The organism is Thermocatellispora tengchongensis (assembly GCF_014202315.1).
GTDB classification, from domain to species: Bacteria; Actinomycetota; Actinomycetes; order Streptosporangiales; family Streptosporangiaceae; genus Thermocatellispora; species Thermocatellispora tengchongensis.
In genome coordinates this window covers 279,260-299,789 of the sequence record NZ_JACHGN010000014.1, presented here as the reverse complement: position 1 = coordinate 299,789, position 20,530 = coordinate 279,260, and the positions used below count along the sequence as shown (strand labels likewise).

Genomic DNA, 20,530 nt, shown 5'->3' with positions numbered 1-20,530 from the left:
GTGGTCAGAGGTTGATGCCTTCCTCTGGCACGTTAGTCGCTTTTCGGGTCGGCTGAGGGAGATGTCCGCTCTGTGGACGCGGGTTCCCGGCGGGGGAACGCGGGCGGGTTGAGCGCGCGCTCGACCACTGCGGCGAGCTGCTCCTCGGTCAGCACCCGCGGCTCGCCGACGGCGCGCGCCCGGACGTACACCTCGCACAGCCACTCCAGCAGCCGCGTCCGCTCGTACGCGGTGTCGAGGTCGGGGCCGATCGTCACCCCGCCGTGGTTGGCCAGCAGCGCGGCCTGCCTGCCCGCCAGCGCCGCGCGTACGTTCGCCGCCAGCTCGGGCGTGCCGTACGTGGCGTACTCGGCCACCTTGATCACGCCGCCGAGCAGCAGCGTGTTGTAGTGGATCGGCGGCAGCTCGCCCATCGTGGTCGCCACGACCGTGCCGAACACCGAGTGGGTGTGCACGATCGCCCGCGCGTCGGTGGTGGAGTAGACCGCCAGGTGCATCGGCGTCTCGGAGGAGGGCTGGCGCTCGCCCTCGACGAGGTACCCCTCCATGTCCACGATCGGGCACTCCTCCGGAGTGAGCCGGTCCAGCGCGACCCCCGACGGGGTGACCGCCACCAGGTCGCCCGCCCGCACGCTCAGGTTGCCCGCGGTGCCCACGACCAGCCCGGCCTCCGCCGCCCGCCTGCCGTACTCGCACAGCAGCCGCCGCTGCTCGGCCATCACCATGGCGATCAAACTAGGGTGTTTTCCGCGCACGGGCAAAGCCGCCGGGGGCGCCGCCGGATGTGCTCGACGCGTCCCGGCCGGGCATGGTCTGCTGTGGGCATGCTGGACGACACCGAAATCAGCGCCAGGCTGGCGGAACTGCCCGAGTGGCGGCTCTCCGGCCGGGAGATCCGGCGCACGGTCGCCGCGCGCGACTTCCCGACGGCGATCAGGATCGTCAACGACGTCGCCGCCCGCGCCGAGGAGCTCGACCACCATCCCGACATCGACATCCGGTGGCGCACCCTGCATTTCGCGCTGACCACTCACAGCGCGGGCGGTCTGACCGAGGCCGACTTCGCGCTCGCGGCCGACATCGACAGGATCGCGGCCGATTACGCCAAGTGATCATACGGTCACGGGTTAGAGTGGGCGGCGCCCGAACGACTCCGCGAAGGAGAACCCATGCGCCGTCGTCCCAGCGCCGTCCACCTCGTCGCCCTGATCCCGCTCGCCCTGCTCGCCGCGGGCTGCGGCGGGCAGGGGCCCGAAGCCGCCGATGGCCGCGCGGCCTCGCCCGCCGCCGCCCCGGCCGCCGCGCCGGGCTCACCCACCTCGCCGACCTCCCCGGGCTCGCCGACCTCGCCGGTCTCTCCGGGGACGCCCGAGCCCGGCGGGCTGCGGCTGTCCGGCGGCGGCCCGCTGACCCCGTACAAGGAGGGCAACAAGGCGGTCGCGTACGACGCCAAGCTGGTGCCCCAGGGGGCGCGCGCCGAGATCACCGTCACCACCACGGGCGGCGAGACCGTGTCCGAGCTGACCGTCTCCGGCCTGGTGCCCAACCGCCGCTACGGCAGCCACCTGCACGCCAAGGCGTGCGGCCCCAAGCCCGACGCGTCCGGCCCGCACTACCAGCACACCCACACCCCCGGCCCGTCCCACCTGGCGGCCAACCCGGTGAACGAGGTGTGGCTCGACTTCACCACCGACGCCTCCGGCGCGGCCACCTCCACCGCCCGCCAGCCGTGGCCGCTCAAGCGGGGCCACCTGCCCAAGTCGCTGGTCATCCACGCCGACCCGACCGTGACCAGCGGCCCCAGCGCGGGCAGCGCGGGCGACCGCGTCGCCTGCGTGACCCTCACACCCGCATCGAGCTGAGGGGGTCACGGGCTGAGCGCGGTCACGGCCTGAGCGCGGTCACAGGGCGCGCAGGAAGCGCGAGGCGATGGGCAGCGCGGCCCGGCCCGGGGCCCCGCCGTCCTTGACGAAGACGGCGAAGGCGACGTCCTGCCGGTAGCCGAGGTACCACGCGTCCGGCTTGCCGTCCGCGCCGCCCTCGGTGGTCGCGGCGTGGCCGGCCGAGCCCTCCGGCAGGGCCCGCGTGCCCCGGCTCGGCGCCTGCGCCGCCTCCGCGCGCATCATGCCGCGCAGGCCCGCCAGCACCCCGTCCGGGATCTTCACCTCGTTGGGCCGCACCCGGTCCAGCGCGCGGGCGGCCCGCTCGGTCACCAGGCGCGGCGGGCGCCAGGTGCCGCTGTCCACCGCGGCGGCGACCAGCGCCATGCACAGCGGCGTCGCGGTGACGGTGTTGTGGCCGATCGCGTCGGAGGCGAGCGCGCCCTTGCCCGCGTCCTTCTTCGGCGGCTGCCCGCAGGTGCCGCCCACGCCGGTGCCCAGGGCCTGGCCGAAGCCCAGGGCCTCGGCCTGCGCGGCGAGCTGCTCGGCGGTCAGGCGCTCCACCGCCTGCTGCGCGAACGTCGTGGTGCAGCGCAGGCTCAGCGCCCTGGCCAGCGACACCGTCCCGGTGGGCGGGGTGCCCGCGGTGGAGATCGCCTGCCGCTGCTCGGGCGGGGTGTACTCCTTCGGGCAGGGCACCTGGCTGTCCTGGGTGAGCCCGTCGGCCAGCAGCGCCGCCGCCGTGACCACGGTGAACGCGCCGCCGGGGGCGTACACCTCCTCGAAGGCGCGCCGGGTGCCGCCCAGGCGGTCGGCGACCGCCAGCACCTCGCCGGTGCTGGCCCGCACCGCGACGATCGCGGCGGGCTCGGCCACGCCGTCCAGGGCCCGGGCCGCCGCGGCCTGGATCGGGCGCGAGATCGTGGTGCGCACCTTGCGCTCGGGCGGCGGCTGGTAGACGATCAGCCGCCTGACCTCGCCCGCGGGCGTCACCCGCTCCACGGCCCAGCCCGAGGTGGTGCGGTTCAGCCGCTCGTTCAGCTCGCTCAGGTACGGCTCGGCCGCGTTGTCCTGCGGCATCTTCACGCCCGAGCGGGTGACCAGCTCGGAGGCGGGCACCTTGATCTCGGCCAGGCGCAGCGAGCCGCCGTCCTCCAGCGCGGTGTGCATGGTCTGCGGCGTCCACAGCACCTTCCACTCGCGCTCCCGCACACCCAGGCGCAGGGTGGTGGTGAACGGCCACGGGCCGACGCCGGTGATCTGGCGCACGCCCTGCACCGGCACCTCGGCGTCGCTCTGCCCCCGCCGTACGGGCGCGCCCGCGGTCAGCGTGATCGACTCCACCCGGAGGTCCCGAGCCAGGCGGCGGTGCCGCTCGTCGAAGTCGGCCGGCGGCTGGGCCACCAGCGCCCGCATGGCCGCGTGGTCGCCGCGCCGCCAGGCGTCCAGGTAGTCGGCGGCGATCCGCGCCGGATCGCCCGACACCGGCCGCCACCAGGCGTACCAGCCGTAGCCGCCTGCCCCGCCCGCGACGAGCAGGACGAGAAGCGGCACGAGGAGCCTGCGAGCGCGCATACGGTTTCTCCCGGGGGACATGTCCCCAGCGGTATATCAGAACGAACGGGCCGAAACTGGAGGATCCGGCGTGATGGCCAAGAGAGCGGCGCGCGAGCCGACGCCGGGTCTGTACCCGGTGACGTACGGCGAGGTGGAGCTGCTGCAGGACTACGACCGGCCCAGCGGATGGTTGCTGTCCATGGGCGGGGTGCCGCAGTCCTACGTGGATCTGGACGACCCGGAATACCTCGACTTCGAGTACGTCCGGCTGATGGCCGACGTGATCGACCTGCTCGACGAGGGCCCGCTCGACGCGGTGCACATCGGGGGAGGCGGCTTCACGATCCCGCGCTACCTGGCCGCCACCCGGCCGGGCTCGCGGCAGATCGCGATCGAGCCCGACGCCGGGCTGGTCCAGCTCGTCCGCGACCAGCTCCGGCTGAAGTCGGTGCCGCTGCTGAAGGTGCGCGTGGCCGACGGGCGCGCGGGCACCGCCGAGCTGTGGGACGACTCGGCCGACCTGTTCGTGCTCGACGCGTTCACCGGCGCGGTGATGCCGGTCGAGCTGGCCACCGCCGAGTACCTCGCCGACGTGGCGCGAGTGCTGCGCTACCGCGGCACGCTGCTGATCAACCTGGCCGACGGCAAGGGGCTGGCGTTCGCCCGGCGCCTGCTCGCCACGGTCTGCGCGGCGTTCCGGCACGTGGCGCTGCTGGCCGACCCGGGCGTCATGCGCGGACGCCGCTTCGGCAACCTCATCGTCGCCGCCTCGCGGGTCGAGCTGCCGCTGGACGACCTGGTACGCCGCGCCGCCGGCGGCCTCACCCAGGCGCGCTGCCTGCACGGCGCCACCCTGGAGCGCTTCACGGCCGGCGCCGCGGTGATCCACGAGGGCGACTCCGTCGTGGCCCCGGTCCCCCCGCCGAGCCTGTTCGACTCCTGAGGATCACCAGACGGGCCGCAGCGGCGGGAGTGGGCCCTTGCCGTCCTGCAGCGTCTTGATCAGTGTGGCGAGCTGATCGCGCAGCGCGGGCACGTCCACCTTCTCGCCCAGCTCGCGCTCCAGCGCGTGCAGGGTCTCCCCGGCGACGGCGAGGTGCCGCTGCGCCTTGTCGGTCAGCACCACGAGCCGCCGCCTCCCGCCGTCGGGGTGCGGGTGGCGGCTCACGTACCCCTTGCGCTCCAGCTCGTCGATCATCTGGCCCGCCGCCTGCTTGGTCACCCCCAGGCGGCCCGCCAGCTCGGTGCTGGTCAGCCCGCCCCAGCGCAGCGCCTGGAAGGCGTACCCGTGCACGGGGCGCAGGTCCTCGTAGCCGAGCGCGTCGAGCCTGCGTACGAACTCCGTCAGGACGAGCTGGAACGACAGTCCGAGCCCGAAGAGTAGTTCGAGCCGTTCGACCGGGTCCTCCATGTTGTCCCACCCCACTCGTGTTGACGCACTCCAAGTAAACCAGCTTTACTTGCCTCAACGAGTAAAGCCGCTTTACTTAAGGAGCGATCATGCTGATCATCGAAGGTCAAACCGTTGCCACGCCGAATGCTGTCATGACCGCCCTCGCCGCGCCCAGCCGGGGCAGCGCGGAGATCAGTACCTGGCGGGTGCGGATGGAGCAGGGGGCGAGCGGGCCGCTGCACACGATCGACCGGGAGCAGGTGTGGATGCCGCTTTCCGGCGTGCTGCGCGCCGAGGTGGCCGAGGAGGTCGCACCGGTCGTGCCGGAGCAGGCGCTGGTCGTCCCGGCCGGGGTGCCGCGCCGCTTCCACGCCCCCGACGGGCCGGTGGAGATCCTGGTGTGCATGCCCAACGGCGGCCGGGCGAGCACGCCCGGCTCGCCCGAGCCGATCGAGATCCCCTGGGCGAAGTAGCGGCTCTACTCCACCAGGTCCGGATCGGTGCGCAGGATCTGGTCCAGCAGCGGCTGGAAGTTGACCCAGCCGGCGAAGTCCGAGCCGATCTGCTCGTGGGTGAGCTTGGCGTTCTCGTGCGTGATCGGCACGGTCGGGCCGGCGGCCTTGGCGGCGAGCTGGGCCTGGCACGAGCGTTCCATGGTGATGAACCAGAACGCCGCCGAGTCCACCGAGCCGCCCACCGTGAGCAGGCCGTGGTTGCGCAGGATCACCGCCTTGGCCGAGCCCAGGGCCTCGGCGATCCTGCGCCCCTCCTCGACGTCGAGCACCACGCCGGTGTAGTCGTCGAAGACCGCGTGGTCCTCGTAGAAGGCGCACGCGTCCTGGGTCAGCGGTTCGAGCGGCGTGCCGAGCGCCGACAGCGCCTTGCCGTAGACCGAGTGCGAGTGGGCGGCGGCCACCACGTCGGGCCGGGCCTTGTGGATCATGGAATGGATCGCGAACGCGGCCCGGTTCACGTGGTACCGCCCGTCCACCACCTCGCCGTCGTGGTTGACCAGGATCAGGTCACTCACCCTGATGTGCTTGAAGCTCATCCCGAACGGGTTCACCCAGAAGTGGTCGGGGTGCTCCGGGTCGCGCGCCGTGATGTGCCCGGCCACGCCCTCCTCGAAGCCGAACCTGCCGAACAGCCGCAGCGCGGCGGCCAGGCGCTCCTTGCGGTGGCGGCGCTCGTCGGCCACGTCCTCGAAGACGGGCGGCGTGCGGAAGACGAGCTGGTCGTGCGGTACGGGCCGCAGGTCGGCGAGGCTCATGACCACTCCTGGCAGAACATCGTTCGGTGTGCCTGCAGTATCCCCCGGCGGGCGCGGCCCGGGAAGGGGCGGCGGTGAGCGAGATCACAACCTACGATGGCGTAACCTACGTTAGCGTAGGTTATGTGATGAGCATGTCCATGACGGAGAGGACCCCCGGCCGCATCGACGTGAGGCCGCGGCTTCGGGGCTGGCTGCACACGGGCGCGCTGCCCGTCGCGTTGCTCGCCGGGTTCGTGCTGGTCGCCCTGGGCCCCACCCTCCAGGCTCGCGCCGCCGCCGCGGTCTACGCGGTCACCAGTGGCCTGCTGTTCGGCGTCTCGGCCACCTACCACCGCTCGCGCCTCGGGCCGCGCCTGACGGAGTTCATGCGCCGGCTCGACCACGCCAACATCTACCTGATCATCGCGGGCACGTACACGCCGTTCGCGGTGCTCGCCCTCGACGGCCCCGCCCGGGTGGCCCTGCTCGCCGGGGTCTGGGGCGGCGCGGTCTCGGGCGTGCTGTTCCGGGTGCTGTGGATCGACGCGCCCCGGATGCTCTACACGAGCCTGTACATCGTGCTCGGCTGGGCCGCGGTCTTCACGCTGCCGCAGCTCGTCGCGGGCGCAGGGGTGGCGGCGGTCGTACTGGTCGCGGCCGGGGGAGTGCTCTACAGCGCCGGTGGCATCGTGTACGGCCTGCGCCGTCCCGACCCCTCGCCCCGATGGTTCGGCTACCACGAGGTCTTCCACGCCCTGACCCTGGCCGCGTACGTGGCGCAGTACGTCGCCGTCTCCCTGGTCGTCTACGCTGCCGGCTAGATTTCCTCCTCCGATATAAGCGACAGACAGGAAAATCTACGGATTAAACTGGGCATAGCCGGGGATACTCCACACTCCAGGTCCTGGAGGAGGCGACGCATGGACATCCGAGAGCGGCTGGCCCGCCATCTTCTCACCGACGGCTTCCACTTCGTGCCCGATCTCGACCGCAGCGGCGGCTCCTGGCTGGTCGAGGCCGGCACCGGCCGCCGCTACCTCGACCTGTACACCTTCTTCGCCTCGGCGCCCCTGGGCATCAACCCCTTCGACGACGACCCCGGCTTCCTCGCGCTGCTCGGCCGGGTCGCGGCGAACAAGCCGGCCAACTCCGACCTCTACACCGGCCACCTGGCCGACTTCGCCGACACCTTCTCCCGGGTGCTCGGCGACCCGGAACTGCCGCACCTGTTCTTCGTCGAGGGCGGCGCCCCGGCCGTGGAGAACGCGCTGAAGACCGCCTTCGACTGGAAGAGCCGGCGCAACGAGGCCGCCGGGCGCTCCCCCGAACTGGGCACCAAGGTGCTGCACCTGACCCGGGCCTTCCACGGCCGCGGCGGCTACACCCTCTCGCTCACCAACACCGAGCCGGTCAAGACCGACCGGTTCCCCAAGTTCGCCTGGCCCAGGATCGACGTGCCCGCGATCCACCTCTACCAGGACGAGCCCGGCGGCGTGGCGGCGGCCGAGGCGCGCGCCCTGGCCCAGGCCGAGGCCGCGTTCGAGCGCCACCCGCACGACATCGCCTGCTTCATCGCCGAGCCGATCCAGGGCGAGGGCGGCGACAACCACATGCGCCCGGAGTTCCTCCAGGCCATGCAGGACCTGTGCCATCGGCACGACGCGCTGTTCGTGCTGGACGAGGTCCAGACCGGCGTGGGGCTCACGGGCACGCCGTGGGCGTACCAGCAGCTCGGACTGCGCCCGGACATCGTGGCGTTCGCGAAGAAGGTCCAGGTCGGCGGGATCATGGCCGGACGCAGGGTGGACCTCGTCCCCGACAACGTGTTCCACGTCAGCGGCCGGATCAACTCGACCTGGGGCGGCGGCCTGGTGGACATGGTCCGCTCGCGCCGCATGCTGGAGATCATCGAGCGCGACGGCCTGATCCCGCGCGCGGCCGTGCTCGGCGAGCACCTGCTGTCCGGCCTGCGTGAGATCCAGGACGCCTGCCCCGGCCTGGTCAGCGCGGCCCGCGGGCGCGGCCTGATGTGCGCCTTCGACCTGCCCGACCCGGTCACCCGCGACATGATCGTGGCCCGGCTGCGCGAGGAGGGCGGCGTGCTCGTACTGCCCTGCGGCGAACGCTCCATCCGCCTGCGCCCGGCCCTGTCGATCACCCGCGAGGAACTGGACATCGCCCTGGCGGCCATCGCCCACGCGACCACCACCCACGCCGCCCCCACCCCCGCCTGACGGGGGAGGGGCCGGCCGGGCGTCGCGCGCCCATCAGTCGCGCTCGCGTTCCTCTCCCGAGGCCAGGCTCGCCCACAGCCCGATGGCGGTCACCCGGGAGTCCACGCCGAGCTTGGCGTAGATGCGGTTGACGTGGTTCTTCACTGTCTTCTCACTCAGAAACAGCCGCTGCGCGATCTGACCGTTCGAGTGCCCGGTCGCGATCAAATCCATGACCTCGGTCTCGCGCTTGCTCAGACCCGTAGCGATCCGGACGTCCCTCGGTCCGGCCGCGTACGCGGGGTCATCGACTCTCATCCGGCCTCCGGTGGCATGATCAGGTCGCCGAGGCCCCCGCCCATCCGGCGTATCGGTTGACAGCGAGCATAACTCCCAATATCAAACTTTGGGGGGTAAGTCGGTCAAGTTCCCCCCGCGAACCCAATTACGCCCCGCCCGCAACTCCCCCCGCCCCGTCCCCACCCAGGAGAGGCAGGGGACTCGCCCGCGTCAAAAAGAAGGCGACGACGGGCACCGCCCCCAGGTCCCAGCAGCCGCCCTGTGCAAGATCCGCCGTCCCTGGAGGCCCCGAGAGTGACGTGCTCACGTCTCCAGCGCCCAGGTCCCGGCACCCGCCTATCCCGCCTCCCGGAACATCCGCCGCCACCCCGACACTCGGGAGGCGACAGGAGGAGGTCCCATGCGCACAGGCTCCGGCACCCACCCCATGCCAGTTGTGGAAGTCCGCGCAGCCCCGCCCTCCTCCGGGGGAGTGTCCGGGCAACGGTAGATCTTGCGCCCGGCGGGATGGGGGTGGATGGATGCCGGAACTTGCGGAAACGCGACGCCCTCCGGCCGCCTCCTCCCGAACGGTGACACACCCTCCTCCGGGCGTGTGGGAGTCCGCTCGGGCCTGTCCTCCTCCGAGCGTATGGAGGTCTGCGCGGGCCGGTGTGTCGCCTGCCGAACCGCTGCGGCACTCCTCCTGGAGGGCATGGTGGCGGGCGGGTGAGGGGGACGGACGCGGTGTGCGCCTTGGGCGCGGCTTCTGCGGCGGGTGTTGTGGTGCCCTGGGGGCTGGCCGCTGGGCCGAATCGGTCACGCGCCGAGTCGCGGCGCGGGCGGTCGTGCCGGCCGGGGTGGGGGTGGGGAAAAGAAGACGGCCGGTCTTTCGACCGGCCGTTCTTGGGGTGAGCGATGGGACTTGAACCCACGACATCCAGGACCACAACCTGGCGCTCTGCCAACTGAGCTACGCCCACCATGGCCGCGCTTGGCGGCACGTAAGAAGTGTAGCGGTTTTTGGAAGTCGATTCGTCGTGTGACCCGGGTCAGGTTCCGGAGATGAGTTCGGCGACGCCTCGGGCGGTGGTGGAGTCGGGGCCCGGGAGGGGGACGAAGACGGCGGCGCGGTAGTAGCGGAGTTCGCGGATGCTCTCGGTGATGTCGGCGAGGGCGCGGTGGCCGCCCTGCTTCTCCGGGGAGGCGAAGTAGACCCGCGGGTACCAGCGGCGGACGAGCTCCTTGATGGAGGAGACGTCGATCATGCGGTAGTGCAGGTAGGAGTCCACGCCGGGCATGTCGCGGGCGAGGAAGGCGCGGTCGGTGGCGATGGAGTTGCCGCACAGGGGGGCGCGCTTGGGCTCGGTGACGTGGCCTCGGATGTAGTCGAGGACGAGGGATTCGGCTTCGGCGAGCGTGACGCCCCCGCCGAGGGCCGGCAGGAGGCCGGAGGCGGTGTGCATCTCGCGCACGACCTCCGACATCTGCTCCAGTGCCTCCGGCGGGGGCTTGATGACCACATCCACGCCATTGTCAAGCTGGTTCAGCTCGGCGTCGGTGACCACACAGGCCACCTCGACGAGCGCGTCACGGCCGAGATCGAGTCCGGTCATCTCACAGTCGATCCAGACCAGCAGGTCACTCATAGGGACAGACTAGTGCCCCTCTTATGAGACCTTGAGAGACTTGAGCACCCGCTCGACGTTAGAAGTGTCCAGATTGTCCGGTACCGAGATGTACATCAGTGCCGGGCGCAGGCCGCCGGGGCGGTCCATGAGGACGATCGCGCCGCGCTCCTTCTTCCACTTGTAGCCCTTCTTCTCCGACTCCTTGGTGAAGTCCAGCTCGAACTCCAGCACCCACGCGTCCTGGTCGCCGATCTTGATGGCCTCGTCGCGCAGGATCTTCTGCTCGTGCTCGGGCTCGTAGAAGCGCTTGTTGTAGTAGTGGAAGATCGTGGTGGCGGTGCCGCGCAGGCTCTCCGGCCCGCTGTACGGGAACAGCTCGTGCAGCTCGCCGGTGTAGACGTTGCCGACCCAGTCGCTCTGGCCGTCGAACTTCTCGTGCGACAGCGCCATGACCCCGCTGGTCCACTGCTGCTCGTTGGGGTTGGAGTTGAGCGACGACGCCGGCACCTCCCAGCCCTCGGGAACCTCGTACGACAGGTGGGTGACCGGGTCGGTGATGCGGCCGTCCTGCGGCTGGGGCAGCGGCGGGGCGCTCTGGTTCGGGTTGGGGGCCGTGCTGTCGGAGGGGAACGGGGTCGGCGGCAACGAGGGCAGGGTCTCCGGCCGCCCGGTGGACGGGGGCGTGGGGGTCGCCTGCGCGACCGGGCTGGTGTCGCTCCGGTTCACCACGAACACCACCGCGATGATGATGGCCGCGACCACGACGACTGCGCCCACGCCGCCCAGGACCCACGGCAGCGCGCCGCTCTTGCGCGGCGGCGGGCCGCCCGGGTAGCCGGTGCCCGGCGGGCCGAAGTCCGGTACCGGCATCTGGGCCGTGCCGCCGGACTGGGGGCCGCCGGTCCATCCGGAAGTGGACGGCCAGGTGGGGGCGCCGGCCGCGCCGAACTGGCCCGGCTGCTGCTGGGGGCGTTCGGCGGTGTTCAGCCCGGGGGAGGTGAAGCCGGGGCTGGCCGCCGTCTGCTGCGGGCCCGTGGGCGGGCCTGCGGGCGCACCCGTGGGCGGGGCCGGTTCGGGCTGCTGGGGGGCCGGGGGTGTGGGGGCGGTGGTGGCGGCGGGCTGCGCCTGTGGGGTGACGCCCTCCAGCGGGTGAGTGGCGTCGGTCCACTGGCCGCCGTCCCACCAACGGAGCTGTGGATGGCCGAACGGGTCGGGATACCAACCCGCGGGGGTTTGCGTGGTCATGGCCGCCAGAGTAGTAAGAACCGCTATGTCGTGCATTGTCACGGCAGGTCACCCTGACGCCTCCGTCAGGGCGCGCGGGGTCAGCGGCAGCGGTAGGTGAAGGTGGCGCGGTCTTCCATGGGCTTGCCGGCGGGCTCGGGGTCCAGGATGCGCAGGGTGGCGGTGGCCTTGAACGAGCCTTCGCCCTTGACCGTCCACCGCAGGCTGACCTGGTACGACGTGGTGTCCGCGGTGACGGTCTCCTCCTGCACGATGGGCTTTTTGCTGTCGCTGCGCCGCCACTCGTAGCGGACGCGCCCGTCGCCGCCGTTGGTGGTGATCACGCCGTTGATGACGACGGTCGAGTCGCACCCCTGCGTACGCCGTGGAGCTTTCACATCGACCTTCTCCACCGCCAGCACCGGTCCGGGGTCGCGCAGCAGCCAGGCCAGCAGCGCGCCCGCGACGATCAGGGCGAGCGTGGCCGCGGCCACGGCGGTGCGGCGGCGGCGCCGGGTGGCGAGCCTGCTCTCGCGGTGGTGCTCCTGCCCGTACACGGTGGCCTGCTCGCGGCCGGAGCGCCAGATCTGCTCGGCGGTGGACATGGAGGGCACCCCGGGGCCGAAGCGCACGTCGGCGGTCTCCGGCTGCTCGGGCGCGCGCTCCGCCTGGACGGGGGCGGGGACGTGCAGCAGGGTGACGATCTCGCCCTCGTCCTGGGGCCGCCCGGCAGGGACGGCGGCGAGGCCGGCCGGGCCCGTGGCCGCGGTGTGGTGGTCGCGCCACCAGCGGACCATGCCGACCAGGCGCTCGCGTCCGATGTGGCCGCCGGGGAGCCGGTCGCGGCCGGACAGGAGGGTGTCGCGGGCGGCGGCCAGGCCGTGGGTGGTGGCGGTGGTGGCGGCCTGCTCCAGCAGGGCGGCGCCACCGGGGGAGCCGGCGCCCCAGGTGGCGGCCAGGCCCCGGGCCAGGGACGCCCACGCGGCCACGTCGCGCTGCGGCGCGGGGGTGCGGCCGTGCAGCGCGTCCAGCAGCCCGCGCTCGGCCAGCAGGGCGGCGCCGTCCTCGCCGAGCACGATGGTGCCGGGCTGGAGCGCGCCGTGCGCGAGCCCGGCGGAGTGGATCGTGAGCAGCGTCTGCGCGGTCTCCACCAGGACCGCGGCGGCGCTGCCCGCGTCGGGGCCGGCCCCGGCGGCGCCCGCGTTGAGCAGGTCGGTCACCGTTGGGCCCGCCGGGTGGTCGATCAGCAGCCACACCTCGCCGGCCGAGCCCACCAGGTCGGCGACGGGCAGCAGCCCGGCCGGCCCGCTCTGGGTCAGGTGCCGGTCGGCGGTCACCGCCGCGGCGAGCCGCTGCCGGGCCGCGGCGTCGGCGACCAGGCGGTTGTCGAACAACAGCGCCGCGACCGGCCGCCCGTCGGGGGCGGTGCCGTCGGCCCACATGCCCAGCTCGCTGAGCCGGGTCCCGCCGTCGAGCCGGAAGCCCGCGATGACCCGGTTCCCCCCGTTCATCTGCCCCCCTACCGCCGTCTCCGGTGCCGTCCCGCCGCACGGCGCCCAATGGCCAGTGTGACGGGTACCGCGCCGGACGTCACCAGCCCGGCCGCGAGCGCCACCGCCGGGACGGTCTCGACGGGCGTGGGCCCGGCCGTCAGCCTGGGCACCTCGGTCTCGTCGTCGGTGCTGGTCTCGGTGGGCGAGGCGGTCGTGGCGCTGGTGGTCGGCCGGGACGACGTGGGCGTCTGGGTGGGCGTGTCGGTGGGCCGCGGCGTGGTCGGGGTGGGGGTGGGCAGGCGCGTCGGCCGGTCGGGGGTCTGCGGGTTGCCGACCGTCACGTCCTCGGACGGCTCGCCGGTCGCGGTGGGCTTGGCCGTGGGCTTCTTGGTGGGCTTCTTGGTCGGCCGCCGCTTCGTCGGCGTCGGCTCGGGGCTCTCGGACGCCGTGGAGGTGGGCAGCGTCGTGGCGGGCACGCTGGGCGGCACGGTGGTGTCGGTCGGCGTCGGGGTCGGGTCGGTCGGGGTGGGGGTGGGGTCCTCCTCCACCGGGTCGGCCGGCTCGGCCGGGTCGCCGGTCTCGCCGGGCAGGGTGGTCGGCTCGTCGCCGCTCGGCGCGGGAGTGGCGGCGGAGGTGTCGGCGCGCAGCTCGGTGTCGCCGGCGGAGTTCACCGTGACGAGCGCCACGACCCCGACCAGTGTCACGCAGCCCACGCCCACGGCGATCTTCACGCCGAGCCGGCTCATCCAGGAGCGGCTGATCTCGGTGTCCAGCTCGGCCTCGGCGTCGCGGTCGCCGCCGCCCCCGAGGAAGGTCTCGGCCACCGAGGAATCGCCCTCGGGCACCAGCTCGGCGCGCGGGAACTGCAGCGCGAGCAGTCCGGCCAGGGCGGCCAGGCGGCGGCGTCCGCGGTTCTCCCAGTCGCGCCCGTACGCCCCCGCCGCCACCGCTTCCAGCTCGGCCAGGAACGCCTCGGCCGAGGACGGCCGGTCGCCGGGGTCCTTGGCCAGCCCTCGCTCGACCAGCTCTTGGAGCGGCGGCGGCACCTCCTCCACCGGCGGCGGCACCGACTGGTGCTCGTGCGCCAGCACGGCGAGGTTGCGCGCGCGGAAGGGCCGGGCGCCGGTCAGGCACTCGAAGAACACCACGGTCGCGGCGTAGACGTCGGTGGCGGGGCTCGCGGACGCGCCCGTCCACTGCTCCGGCGCCATGTACGGCGGCGTGCCGGAGGCGTTGCCCCCGTCGCCCGCCCGTACGGCGATGCCGAAATCGACCAGCTTGCTCGTCCCGTCGTCGGAGACGATGACGTTCTCCGGCTTGAAGTCGCGGTGCACCACGCCGGCGCCGTGGGCCGCCGCCAGCCCGGTCAGCGCGCCCTTGAGCACGACGAGCGCGGCCTCGGGCCCGGTGGGGCCCTGGGAGCGCAGCAGCGCCCGCAGCGAGACCCCGTCGACCAGCTCCATCACGATGGCGGCGCCCTGGCCGGTCTCGATGTACTCATACAGCCGGGCCACCTGCGGGCTGTTCAGCAGTTCCAGCAGCCGCGCCTCGTGCCGGAACCGGGCCACGAACGCCATGTCGCGGAGCAGTTCGTCCGACAGGTACTTGATGGCGACGATCGCCCCGTCGGCGTCGTGCCGCGCCATGACCACGCGCCCGGAGGCGCCCGCCCCCAGCTCCCTCAGCTCGGTGAAGCCGGGGACCTTCCAGGCCGACGGCATGCCGAACATAGACGGTCTCCTTCTGCCTGGGCCCCCACCCTGAAATCAGTCGGACGTAGCATAGTGAGCTTCCGCATCATCCGTACGAATAATCACAAATGTGTTTCGTACGTCACCTGATCGAAGGCGGCGGATCGTCGGGGGCCGAGGCGGAGGGGGACGGTTCGGCGGGCTCCCGGGGTGGCGGGCAGGCCGCGGTGCGGCCGGAGAGCGTGTCCGCGCCGCCGCGCGCGGCCGGCGTCGTGGCGGCGCTCACCTGCCACGTCTGCCCGCAGGGCACGGTGCCCAGCGCGAAGCTCAGCGTGCGCGTGTACGACGTGGCGCCGGACAGCGTGAGCGCGGAGGTACGGGTGCGGTCGCCGACCTGGAGCACCACCCTCAGCCGTACGGGGCGGTCGTTGTCGGTGACCACCCGCACCGTGGCCGTGGCGCCCCTGGCGGAGACCGCCGCCCGCAGCACCTCGACCGTCTGCACGCCCGCCGGGCAGGTGACCCGCACCTGCCGGACGTCGCTGTGCGCCCCGGCCTTGACCCGGACGCCGACGGTCGTGCCGCACGGGCGCTCGGGGAAGGCGTGGGTCAGGGTGCGGGTGTAGGACCGCCGCCCGGACAGCACCGCGCTCCGCGTGGCGACCGTGCTTCCGCCGGACAGGATCTCCGCGGTGACCGGCACCCGCCCCGTGCCGCTCGCGGTGACCGCGAACCTGGCCCGGAGCGTTCGCCCGGGGGCGGCGTCCACGCTCAGCCCGGCCACCCGCACGCCGGTGGCCGAGGTGGGGCAGTCGGGGAAGGCACGGCTCGCGGTCACCGTTCCGCCCGGCGCGGCGGGCTCGGTGGTCGCGGTGACCGTCCAGGCGCCGCCGCAGCGCGGCTCGGCGAGGGCGTGCTGGAACGCGCGTACGTACGTGGTGGCCCCGGCCAGCTCCATCCGCTGGGTGTCCACCACGGTCCCGTTCACGGCGAAGGCGACGGTGAGCCGCACCCGGCCGCTGCCGCGGGTCGTGACCGTGGTGCTCACCGCCAGGACCTCGCCGTCCTGCGACAGCTCCCCGAGCCGCACCGCCGACACCCGGGTGGGCGCGGGCGCCCTGGTCGGCGGCGCCGTGGTGACGGGCGGCGATGTCGGCGGGGATGTCGTCGGCGGGAATGTGGTCGGTGGGGATGTTGTGGGCGGGGATGTGGTGGGCGGGGACGTCGTTACCGGCGGGGTGGTCTCGGGCGGGGTGGTCTCGGACTGGGTGGTCTCGGGCTGGGCCGTCTCGGGGGCGGTGGGCGTCTCCGCCGGAGGCGACTGGGCGAGCGCCGGCTCGGTGGTGGCCGGGGTGCCGAACGGCGTCGGGGCGGGCGGTTCGGTGGCCGGGGCCGCCGCCGGGGTGGGCGGGTCGGTCGGGGCCGCCGCCACGATGTCCACGCGCCGGGTCGGCGGCTCGTCGGCGGCCAGCACGTACGCCGTCGCGCCTCCCGCCACCACCACGACCCCCGCCCCCGCGGCGATGCGGGCCGCGTTGTCGCGCACGGCCCGCCGCGCCCGTCCCAGCACCGTGCGGAACAGGCTCGTGGCCGCGGTCGGCGGCGGGGCCGGGGCGTGCAGCGGGAACAGCAGCACCAGCAGGGCCGCCAGCTCGGCCAGCCGCCTGCGCCCGCGCTCCTCCCAGTCCTCCCCGTACGCCGCCCGCGCCACCCGCTCCAGCTCGGCCAGGAACGCCGCGGCCCCGGGCGGCCGGTCGAGGGGGTCCTTGGCCAGGCCCCGCGCGACCAGCCCGCGCACGGGCTCGGGCACCTCGCCGATCGGCACCGGGGCGTGCTCGTGCTGGAACTTCAGCACCACGTGCGCGGTCGCCTGATAGGGGCGATGGCCGGTCAGGCACTCGAAGAACACGGCGGTCGCGGCGTACACGTCGGTGGCGGGGGTGGCGGCGAGCCCGGACCACTGCTCCGGCGCCATGTACGGCGGCGTCCCCGCGGGCGTGCGCCCGTCGCCGGAGCGTACCGCGATGCCGAAGTCGACCAGCTTGCTGGTGCCGTCGCCCTGGACCAGCACGTTCTCCGGCTTGTAGTCGCGGTGCACCACGCCGAGCCGGTGCGCGGCGGCCAGGCCGAGCAGCGAGCCCTTGAGCACGCTCAGCGCCGCCTCCGGCCCGGTCGCGCCGTGCTCGCGCAGGATGGCGCGCAGCGAGACGCCGTTGACCAGCTCCATCACGATGGCCGCGCCGCCGTAGCGGGTCTGGCGGTACTCGTACAGCCGCGCCACGTGCGGGTCGGCGAGCTCCACCATGACCCGCGCCTCTTCCTGGAACCTGGCCAGGAAACCGGGCTCGTCGCGCAGCGCCTCGGAGAGGTACTTGATCGCGACCGGCGTGCCCGAGTTCACGTGCGTGGCCAGCACCACCCGGCCGCCGCCCCCCGCGCCGAGTTCGCGCACCTCGGAGTATCCGGGCACGCGCCATTCGCCCATGTCCGCCATGACGATCTCCATGCATGCGGGTGACCGGGGACCATCCCCTATGAGACGCCCTCCCGGCCGCCTTGGTTGCCGAAATTCGGATGATCGGCATGAAATTTGATCAAAGTGACAGATGTGACGCGTGGTGCTACCGGTCGCGTACGTGCGGCGGCACCGGGACGCCGGGCGGGAGCGCCGGGTCGGGCACCGGCTCCCCCCACGCGACGCGCAGCGGCAGCACGCCCGCCCACACCGGCAGCGCGTAGTCCTCCTCGTCGTCGGAGGGCGGGCCCTGGCGCGTCTTCACCGACGCCTCCTCCAGCGACAGGGCGAGCACGGCGGTGGCGGCCAGCTCCTTCGCGGTCGGCTTGCGCACCGCGTCCCACTGGCCCGGCGCCAGGTGCTCCGAGAGCACCCGCAGCCCGGTCAGCCGCTCCTCGGGGTCCTCGACCAGACGGGCGACCCCGTACACCATGGCCGAGCGGTAGTTCACCGAGTGGTGGAAGATCGAGCGGGCCAGCACGACGCCGTCCAGGTGGGTCACCGTGACGCACACCGGCGAGCCCGCCGCCGCGCGCAGCGACCGCGCCCCGGTGGAGCCGTGCAGATAGAGGGTGTCGCCGAGCCGTCCGTAGCCGGTGGGCACGACCATCGGGAAGCCGTCGGAGATCACGCCGAGGTGGCAGATCAGGCCGGCGTCGAGTACGGCGTACAGGTCGTCCCTGTCGGTGCGGCCCCGCTCCTTGGCGCGGCCGAGTCGGGTGCGGGGCGTGGGCGAGAGCGTGGCAGACATGTCTCCAGGCTCGGGCCGAGTGGCCTGGGATAATACAGCCACTATGCCGCAAATACCGATGACCACTTCTCCGTCTCCCCGCCGGCGGGGCCGGGTCGCGGCGGACCTGCCGCTGGCCCTGGACCGCGGCGCCACCGTGGCCCTGGTGACGCAGCTCGCCGACCAGCTCCGCGCGGCGATGCGCGCCGGGGTGCTGGCCGCGGGGGAGCGGCTGCCGTCCACGCGCGGGCTGGCCGGTCAGCTCGGGGTGAGCCGCACCGTGGTCACCGAGGCGTACCAGCAGCTCTACGCGGAGGGGTGGCTCGACGGGCGGCACGGCTCGGGCACCTACGTCGCCGACCTGCCGGCCACCGTCGGCGCGCCCGCCGAGACCCGGCCGCGTCCCGCGCCCGCGCCGCTGCCCGAGCGGCGCAGGCGTCCGGCGGGCCGGGCGATCGACCTGCGGCCCGGCGCGCCGTGGGTGCGCGACTACGACCGCGCGGCCTGGCGCCGCGCGTGGCGGCGCGCCGCGGAACTGCCGCCGTCCGACGACCCCGACCCGTACGGCCTGCCGGTGCTGCGCGAGGCGCTGGCCGCGCACCTGCGCCGGGCCAGGGCGGTGCCGGTGGAGCCGGACGGGATCATGATCACCCGGGGCACCGGGAACGGGCTGGACCTGGTGGCCGCGACGCTGCTGCGCCCCGGCGACCGCGCGGGCGTGGAGGACCCCGGATACCGGGTGGCCAGGAACGTCTTCGCCGCCCGCGGCGCGCAGGTCGTGCCCTGCCCGGTGGACGCCGACGGCGTGATCGTGGAGGCGCTGCCCGACGACCTGCGGGTGCTCTACACCACCCCCGCGCACCAGTATCCGCTGGGCGGGCGGCTGCCGATCCCGCGCCGCGAGCGCCTGCTCGCCTGGGCCCGCCGCACCGGCGCCACGATCATCGAGGACGACTACGACGCCGAGTTCCGCTACGACGTCGCGCCGCTGCCCGCCCTGTACGGCCTCGACCCCGACGTGGTCGTGCTGCTCGGCACCCTGTCCAAGACCCTGGCCCCGGACGTCGGCGTCGGCTGGCTGCTGGGCCGGCCCGACCTGCTCGCCCGGATCGCCGACACCCGCGACGCGCTCGCCGACCGCACCTCCGGCCCGGTGCAGGCAGCGGTCGCGGTGCTGCTGGAGCGGGGCGACCTGGACCGGCACCTGCGCCGCATGCGCCTGGAGTACGCCCGCCGCCGCGCCGCCGTCGTGGAGATCCTGGGGCCGCTCGTGCACGGCGACACGGCGGGCCTGCACGTGCTGGTGGAGCTGCCGGAGGAGGCCGTGGGCCCGCTGGCCGAGGCCGCGCGGCGGCGGGGCGTCCTGCTGGACACCACCGACCGGCACCACATCGGGCCGCCCCGGGTGCACGGGCTGGTGCTGGGCTACGGCTCGGCGTCGCCGGCCGAGGTCAGGCGCGGCTGCCAGGTGGTCGCGGAACTGGTGGCCGAGTTCACCGGCACGGCGTTCACCGATACAGCGTTCACCGGTACGGCGCTCACAGATACGGCGGCGGCGCCGGCTTCAGCTCCCGCACCACCGGCAGCGCGCGGTGGGCGTAGAGGGGATCGACAGGCAGCACATGCGCCGCCCACCAACGGGCGACCTCGGGAGAGGGCGAGGGCTCGGTGAAGCCGGGCGCGTAGTCGTCGTACGGCGGGTCGTACAGGTAGCCGGTCGCCACCCCGCGCCGCTCCAGCTCGGCGATGGCGGCGTCGCGGTCGCGCACCAGCAGCGGCACCCGGAACAGCGGCTGGTCCACGTGGTCGAGCACGCCGCGCGCGGCCGAGGGCAGCCCGGCCAGCTTGGCGACCCCGGCGATCCGGGCCGGCCGCTCCGCGGCCAGCGCGGCCACCCGCCTGGCCTGGTACCAGTGCGTCACCCGCCCCCGCCGGGTGCGGTAGTCGTGCAGGTCGGCGCGTACCCACAGGTCGAAGGGCGGCAGCTCGGGCACCCGCTTCAGCGCCAGGGCCAGCTCCTCGGGGTCCAGCGCGATCCGGTAGCCCTCGCGCTCCTCCTGCATGCCCAGGGCGCGCGCGAGACGCAGCGCGGGGCGTACCAGGTCGAGGCGGAGGGCGGCCTGACGGGCCATGGAGGTGAGCACCGAGAAGATCTCCCGGCGCAGCACGCCGGGCTTGAGCAGCAGGTCGCGCTCGCGGCGCAGCGCGCGCAGGTCGGCCTCGTCGTCCACCGCGATCACCCCGCCGGACCCGGCGCCGGCGTGCTTGGACAGGCTGAAGACCCCGGCCGCGCCGAACGCCCCGATGGGCACGCCGTCCACGGTCGTCTCGATCGCGTGCGAGGCGTCCTCGATCAGGGTGCGGCCCGCGCCCAGGACCCGCACGTCGTCGGGCAGGCCGTACAGGTTGGTGGTCAGCACCGCGTCCACGGTGGTCAGGTCGGCGGCGTGGGCGTCAATGTTGCCGTCGCGCGGCGAGAGCGGCGCCATGACCGGCCGCAGCCCGGCCGCCAGCACCAGGAACAGGATCTCGTCGGCCGAGACGGGGGACATCAGCAGGCGCTCGCCCGGCGTGCAGAAGTGGCGCAGGGCGAGGTAGAGCCCCAGCCGGTTGGACGGCAGCGCCAGGCACCGCCGCCCGGTGCGCCGGGCGAGCTGATCTTCGGCCTCCAC

At 73.7% G+C, this 20,530-nt stretch carries 18 protein-coding genes, 1 tRNA gene and 1 pseudogene; 7 read left to right on the top strand and 13 right to left on the bottom strand.

Annotation, left to right across the window (positions count from 1 at the left end; translation table 11 throughout):
* Positions 1 to 32: 32 nt before the first annotated feature.
* Positions 33 to 725 carry a class II aldolase/adducin family protein gene (locus tag HNP84_RS30770; protein ID WP_185053419.1) on the bottom strand — a complete coding sequence of 231 codons (693 nt, stop codon included), beginning with the start codon at positions 723 to 725 and terminating at the stop codon, positions 33 to 35.
* Between the two features lie 99 nt (positions 726 to 824).
* On the opposite strand from HNP84_RS30770, the gene HNP84_RS30765 reads away from it, so the two are divergent.
* The gene (locus HNP84_RS30765) at positions 825 to 1,112 is read left to right on the top strand and encodes a 4a-hydroxytetrahydrobiopterin dehydratase (protein ID WP_185053418.1); all 288 of its coding nucleotides are present in this window, start codon (positions 825 to 827) and stop codon (positions 1,110 to 1,112) included.
* Between the two features lie 57 nt (positions 1,113 to 1,169).
* Entirely contained in the window at positions 1,170 to 1,862 is a 693-nt protein-coding gene (locus HNP84_RS30760) for a superoxide dismutase family protein (RefSeq protein WP_185053417.1), read from the top strand.
* Between the two features lie 39 nt (positions 1,863 to 1,901).
* On the opposite strand, the gene HNP84_RS30755 is transcribed toward HNP84_RS30760, so the two are convergent.
* Positions 1,902 to 3,455, bottom strand: a complete 1,554-nt coding sequence (locus HNP84_RS30755; protein WP_185053416.1) for a penicillin-binding transpeptidase domain-containing protein — start codon at positions 3,453 to 3,455, stop codon at positions 1,902 to 1,904.
* Positions 3,456 to 3,528: 73 nt separating this feature from the next.
* On the opposite strand from HNP84_RS30755, the gene HNP84_RS30750 reads away from it, so the two are divergent.
* Complete coding sequence (locus HNP84_RS30750) at positions 3,529 to 4,380, top strand: spermidine synthase (protein WP_185053489.1); 852 nt, start codon at positions 3,529 to 3,531, stop codon at positions 4,378 to 4,380.
* 3 nt (positions 4,381 to 4,383) lie between these two features.
* Here HNP84_RS30750 and HNP84_RS30745 read toward each other — a convergent pair whose 3' ends face one another.
* Positions 4,384 to 4,848: a MarR family winged helix-turn-helix transcriptional regulator gene (locus HNP84_RS30745; RefSeq protein ID WP_185053415.1), complete on the bottom strand. Its 465-nt coding sequence runs from the start codon at positions 4,846 to 4,848 to the stop codon at positions 4,384 to 4,386.
* A 134-nt stretch (positions 4,849 to 4,982) separates the two neighbouring features.
* On the opposite strand from HNP84_RS30745, the gene HNP84_RS30740 reads away from it, so the two are divergent.
* On the top strand, positions 4,983 to 5,303 hold the full coding sequence (locus HNP84_RS30740; protein WP_221336931.1) for a cupin domain-containing protein: 321 nt from the start codon (positions 4,983 to 4,985) through the stop codon (positions 5,301 to 5,303).
* Between the two features lie 5 nt (positions 5,304 to 5,308).
* Here the strand turns inward: HNP84_RS30740 and HNP84_RS30735 are convergent, their stop codons facing one another.
* The gene (locus tag HNP84_RS30735; RefSeq protein ID WP_185053413.1) at positions 5,309 to 6,100 is read right to left on the bottom strand and encodes a class II aldolase/adducin family protein; all 792 of its coding nucleotides are present in this window, start codon (positions 6,098 to 6,100) and stop codon (positions 5,309 to 5,311) included.
* Between the two features lie 140 nt (positions 6,101 to 6,240).
* Between HNP84_RS30735 and trhA the strand changes: the two genes are divergently transcribed.
* Together trhA and lat are read left to right on the top strand one after the other, a co-directional pair.
* Positions 6,241 to 6,903: a PAQR family membrane homeostasis protein TrhA gene (trhA, locus tag HNP84_RS30730; RefSeq protein WP_246518930.1), complete on the top strand. Its 663-nt coding sequence runs from the start codon at positions 6,241 to 6,243 to the stop codon at positions 6,901 to 6,903.
* A 99-nt stretch (positions 6,904 to 7,002) separates the two neighbouring features.
* Complete coding sequence (gene lat, locus HNP84_RS30725) at positions 7,003 to 8,316, top strand: L-lysine 6-transaminase (protein ID WP_185053411.1); 1,314 nt, start codon at positions 7,003 to 7,005, stop codon at positions 8,314 to 8,316.
* Between the two features lie 33 nt (positions 8,317 to 8,349).
* Here lat and HNP84_RS30720 read toward each other — a convergent pair whose 3' ends face one another.
* From HNP84_RS30720 to HNP84_RS30685, 8 genes are all read right to left on the bottom strand, one after another.
* On the bottom strand, positions 8,350 to 8,613 hold the full coding sequence (locus tag HNP84_RS30720) for a helix-turn-helix domain-containing protein (protein ID WP_185053410.1): 264 nt from the start codon (positions 8,611 to 8,613) through the stop codon (positions 8,350 to 8,352).
* 868 nt (positions 8,614 to 9,481) lie between these two features.
* Positions 9,482 to 9,557 (bottom strand) — tRNA-His (locus HNP84_RS30715).
* 69 nt (positions 9,558 to 9,626) lie between these two features.
* On the bottom strand, positions 9,627 to 10,223 hold the full coding sequence (orn, locus tag HNP84_RS30710) for an oligoribonuclease (RefSeq protein WP_185053409.1): 597 nt from the start codon (positions 10,221 to 10,223) through the stop codon (positions 9,627 to 9,629).
* A gap of 21 nt (positions 10,224 to 10,244) precedes the next feature.
* Positions 10,245 to 11,450, bottom strand: a complete 1,206-nt coding sequence (locus HNP84_RS51395; RefSeq protein WP_221336930.1) for a DUF2510 domain-containing protein — start codon at positions 11,448 to 11,450, stop codon at positions 10,245 to 10,247.
* Positions 11,451 to 11,530: 80 nt separating this feature from the next.
* A complete protein-coding gene (locus HNP84_RS30700) occupies positions 11,531 to 12,940 on the bottom strand; it encodes a protein kinase family protein (protein ID WP_185053408.1) in 1,410 nt (469 codons plus the stop codon).
* A gap of 8 nt (positions 12,941 to 12,948) precedes the next feature.
* Positions 12,949 to 14,652, bottom strand: coding sequence for a serine/threonine-protein kinase (locus HNP84_RS30695; RefSeq protein WP_185053407.1), 1,704 nt, complete (start codon positions 14,650 to 14,652; stop codon positions 12,949 to 12,951).
* Between the two features lie 103 nt (positions 14,653 to 14,755).
* The gene (locus tag HNP84_RS30690) at positions 14,756 to 17,107 is read right to left on the bottom strand and encodes a serine/threonine-protein kinase (RefSeq protein ID WP_221336929.1); all 2,352 of its coding nucleotides are present in this window, start codon (positions 17,105 to 17,107) and stop codon (positions 14,756 to 14,758) included.
* 127 nt (positions 17,108 to 17,234) lie between these two features.
* Entirely contained in the window at positions 17,235 to 17,879 is a 645-nt protein-coding gene (locus HNP84_RS30685; RefSeq protein WP_185053406.1) for a pyridoxamine 5'-phosphate oxidase family protein, read from the bottom strand.
* A gap of 58 nt (positions 17,880 to 17,937) precedes the next feature.
* Between HNP84_RS30685 and pdxR the strand changes: the two genes are divergently transcribed.
* A complete protein-coding gene (gene pdxR / locus HNP84_RS30680; protein ID WP_185053405.1) occupies positions 17,938 to 19,530 on the top strand; it encodes a MocR-like pyridoxine biosynthesis transcription factor PdxR in 1,593 nt (530 codons plus the stop codon).
* A 541-nt stretch (positions 19,531 to 20,071) separates the two neighbouring features.
* Here pdxR and HNP84_RS53690 read toward each other — a convergent pair.
* A pseudogene (locus tag HNP84_RS53690) lies at positions 20,072 to 20,530 on the bottom strand (DegT/DnrJ/EryC1/StrS family aminotransferase); the annotation flags it as partial.

Coding starts and splice junctions, on each gene's coding strand:
- HNP84_RS30770 (WP_185053419.1), bottom strand. CDS start 725: ATGGTGATGGCCGAGCAGCGGCGGCTGCTGTGCGAGTACGGCAGGCGG.
- HNP84_RS30765 (WP_185053418.1), top strand. CDS start 825: ATGCTGGACGACACCGAAATCAGCGCCAGGCTGGCGGAACTGCCCGAG.
- HNP84_RS30760 (WP_185053417.1), top strand. CDS start 1,170: ATGCGCCGTCGTCCCAGCGCCGTCCACCTCGTCGCCCTGATCCCGCTC.
- HNP84_RS30755 (WP_185053416.1), bottom strand. CDS start 3,455: ATGCGCGCTCGCAGGCTCCTCGTGCCGCTTCTCGTCCTGCTCGTCGCG.
- HNP84_RS30750 (WP_185053489.1), top strand. CDS start 3,529: ATGGCCAAGAGAGCGGCGCGCGAGCCGACGCCGGGTCTGTACCCGGTG.
- HNP84_RS30745 (WP_185053415.1), bottom strand. CDS start 4,848: ATGGAGGACCCGGTCGAACGGCTCGAACTACTCTTCGGGCTCGGACTG.
- HNP84_RS30740 (WP_221336931.1), top strand. CDS start 4,983: ATGACCGCCCTCGCCGCGCCCAGCCGGGGCAGCGCGGAGATCAGTACC.
- HNP84_RS30735 (WP_185053413.1), bottom strand. CDS start 6,100: ATGAGCCTCGCCGACCTGCGGCCCGTACCGCACGACCAGCTCGTCTTC.
- trhA (WP_246518930.1), top strand. CDS start 6,241: ATGACGGAGAGGACCCCCGGCCGCATCGACGTGAGGCCGCGGCTTCGG.
- lat (WP_185053411.1), top strand. CDS start 7,003: ATGGACATCCGAGAGCGGCTGGCCCGCCATCTTCTCACCGACGGCTTC.
- HNP84_RS30720 (WP_185053410.1), bottom strand. CDS start 8,613: ATGAGAGTCGATGACCCCGCGTACGCGGCCGGACCGAGGGACGTCCGG.
- orn (WP_185053409.1), bottom strand. CDS start 10,223: ATGAGTGACCTGCTGGTCTGGATCGACTGTGAGATGACCGGACTCGAT.
- HNP84_RS51395 (WP_221336930.1), bottom strand. CDS start 11,450: ATGACCACGCAAACCCCCGCGGGTTGGTATCCCGACCCGTTCGGCCAT.
- HNP84_RS30700 (WP_185053408.1), bottom strand. CDS start 12,940: ATGAACGGGGGGAACCGGGTCATCGCGGGCTTCCGGCTCGACGGCGGG.
- HNP84_RS30695 (WP_185053407.1), bottom strand. CDS start 14,652: ATGTTCGGCATGCCGTCGGCCTGGAAGGTCCCCGGCTTCACCGAGCTG.
- HNP84_RS30690 (WP_221336929.1), bottom strand. CDS start 17,107: ATGGCGGACATGGGCGAATGGCGCGTGCCCGGATACTCCGAGGTGCGC.
- HNP84_RS30685 (WP_185053406.1), bottom strand. CDS start 17,879: ATGTCTGCCACGCTCTCGCCCACGCCCCGCACCCGACTCGGCCGCGCC.
- pdxR (WP_185053405.1), top strand. CDS start 17,938: ATGACCACTTCTCCGTCTCCCCGCCGGCGGGGCCGGGTCGCGGCGGAC.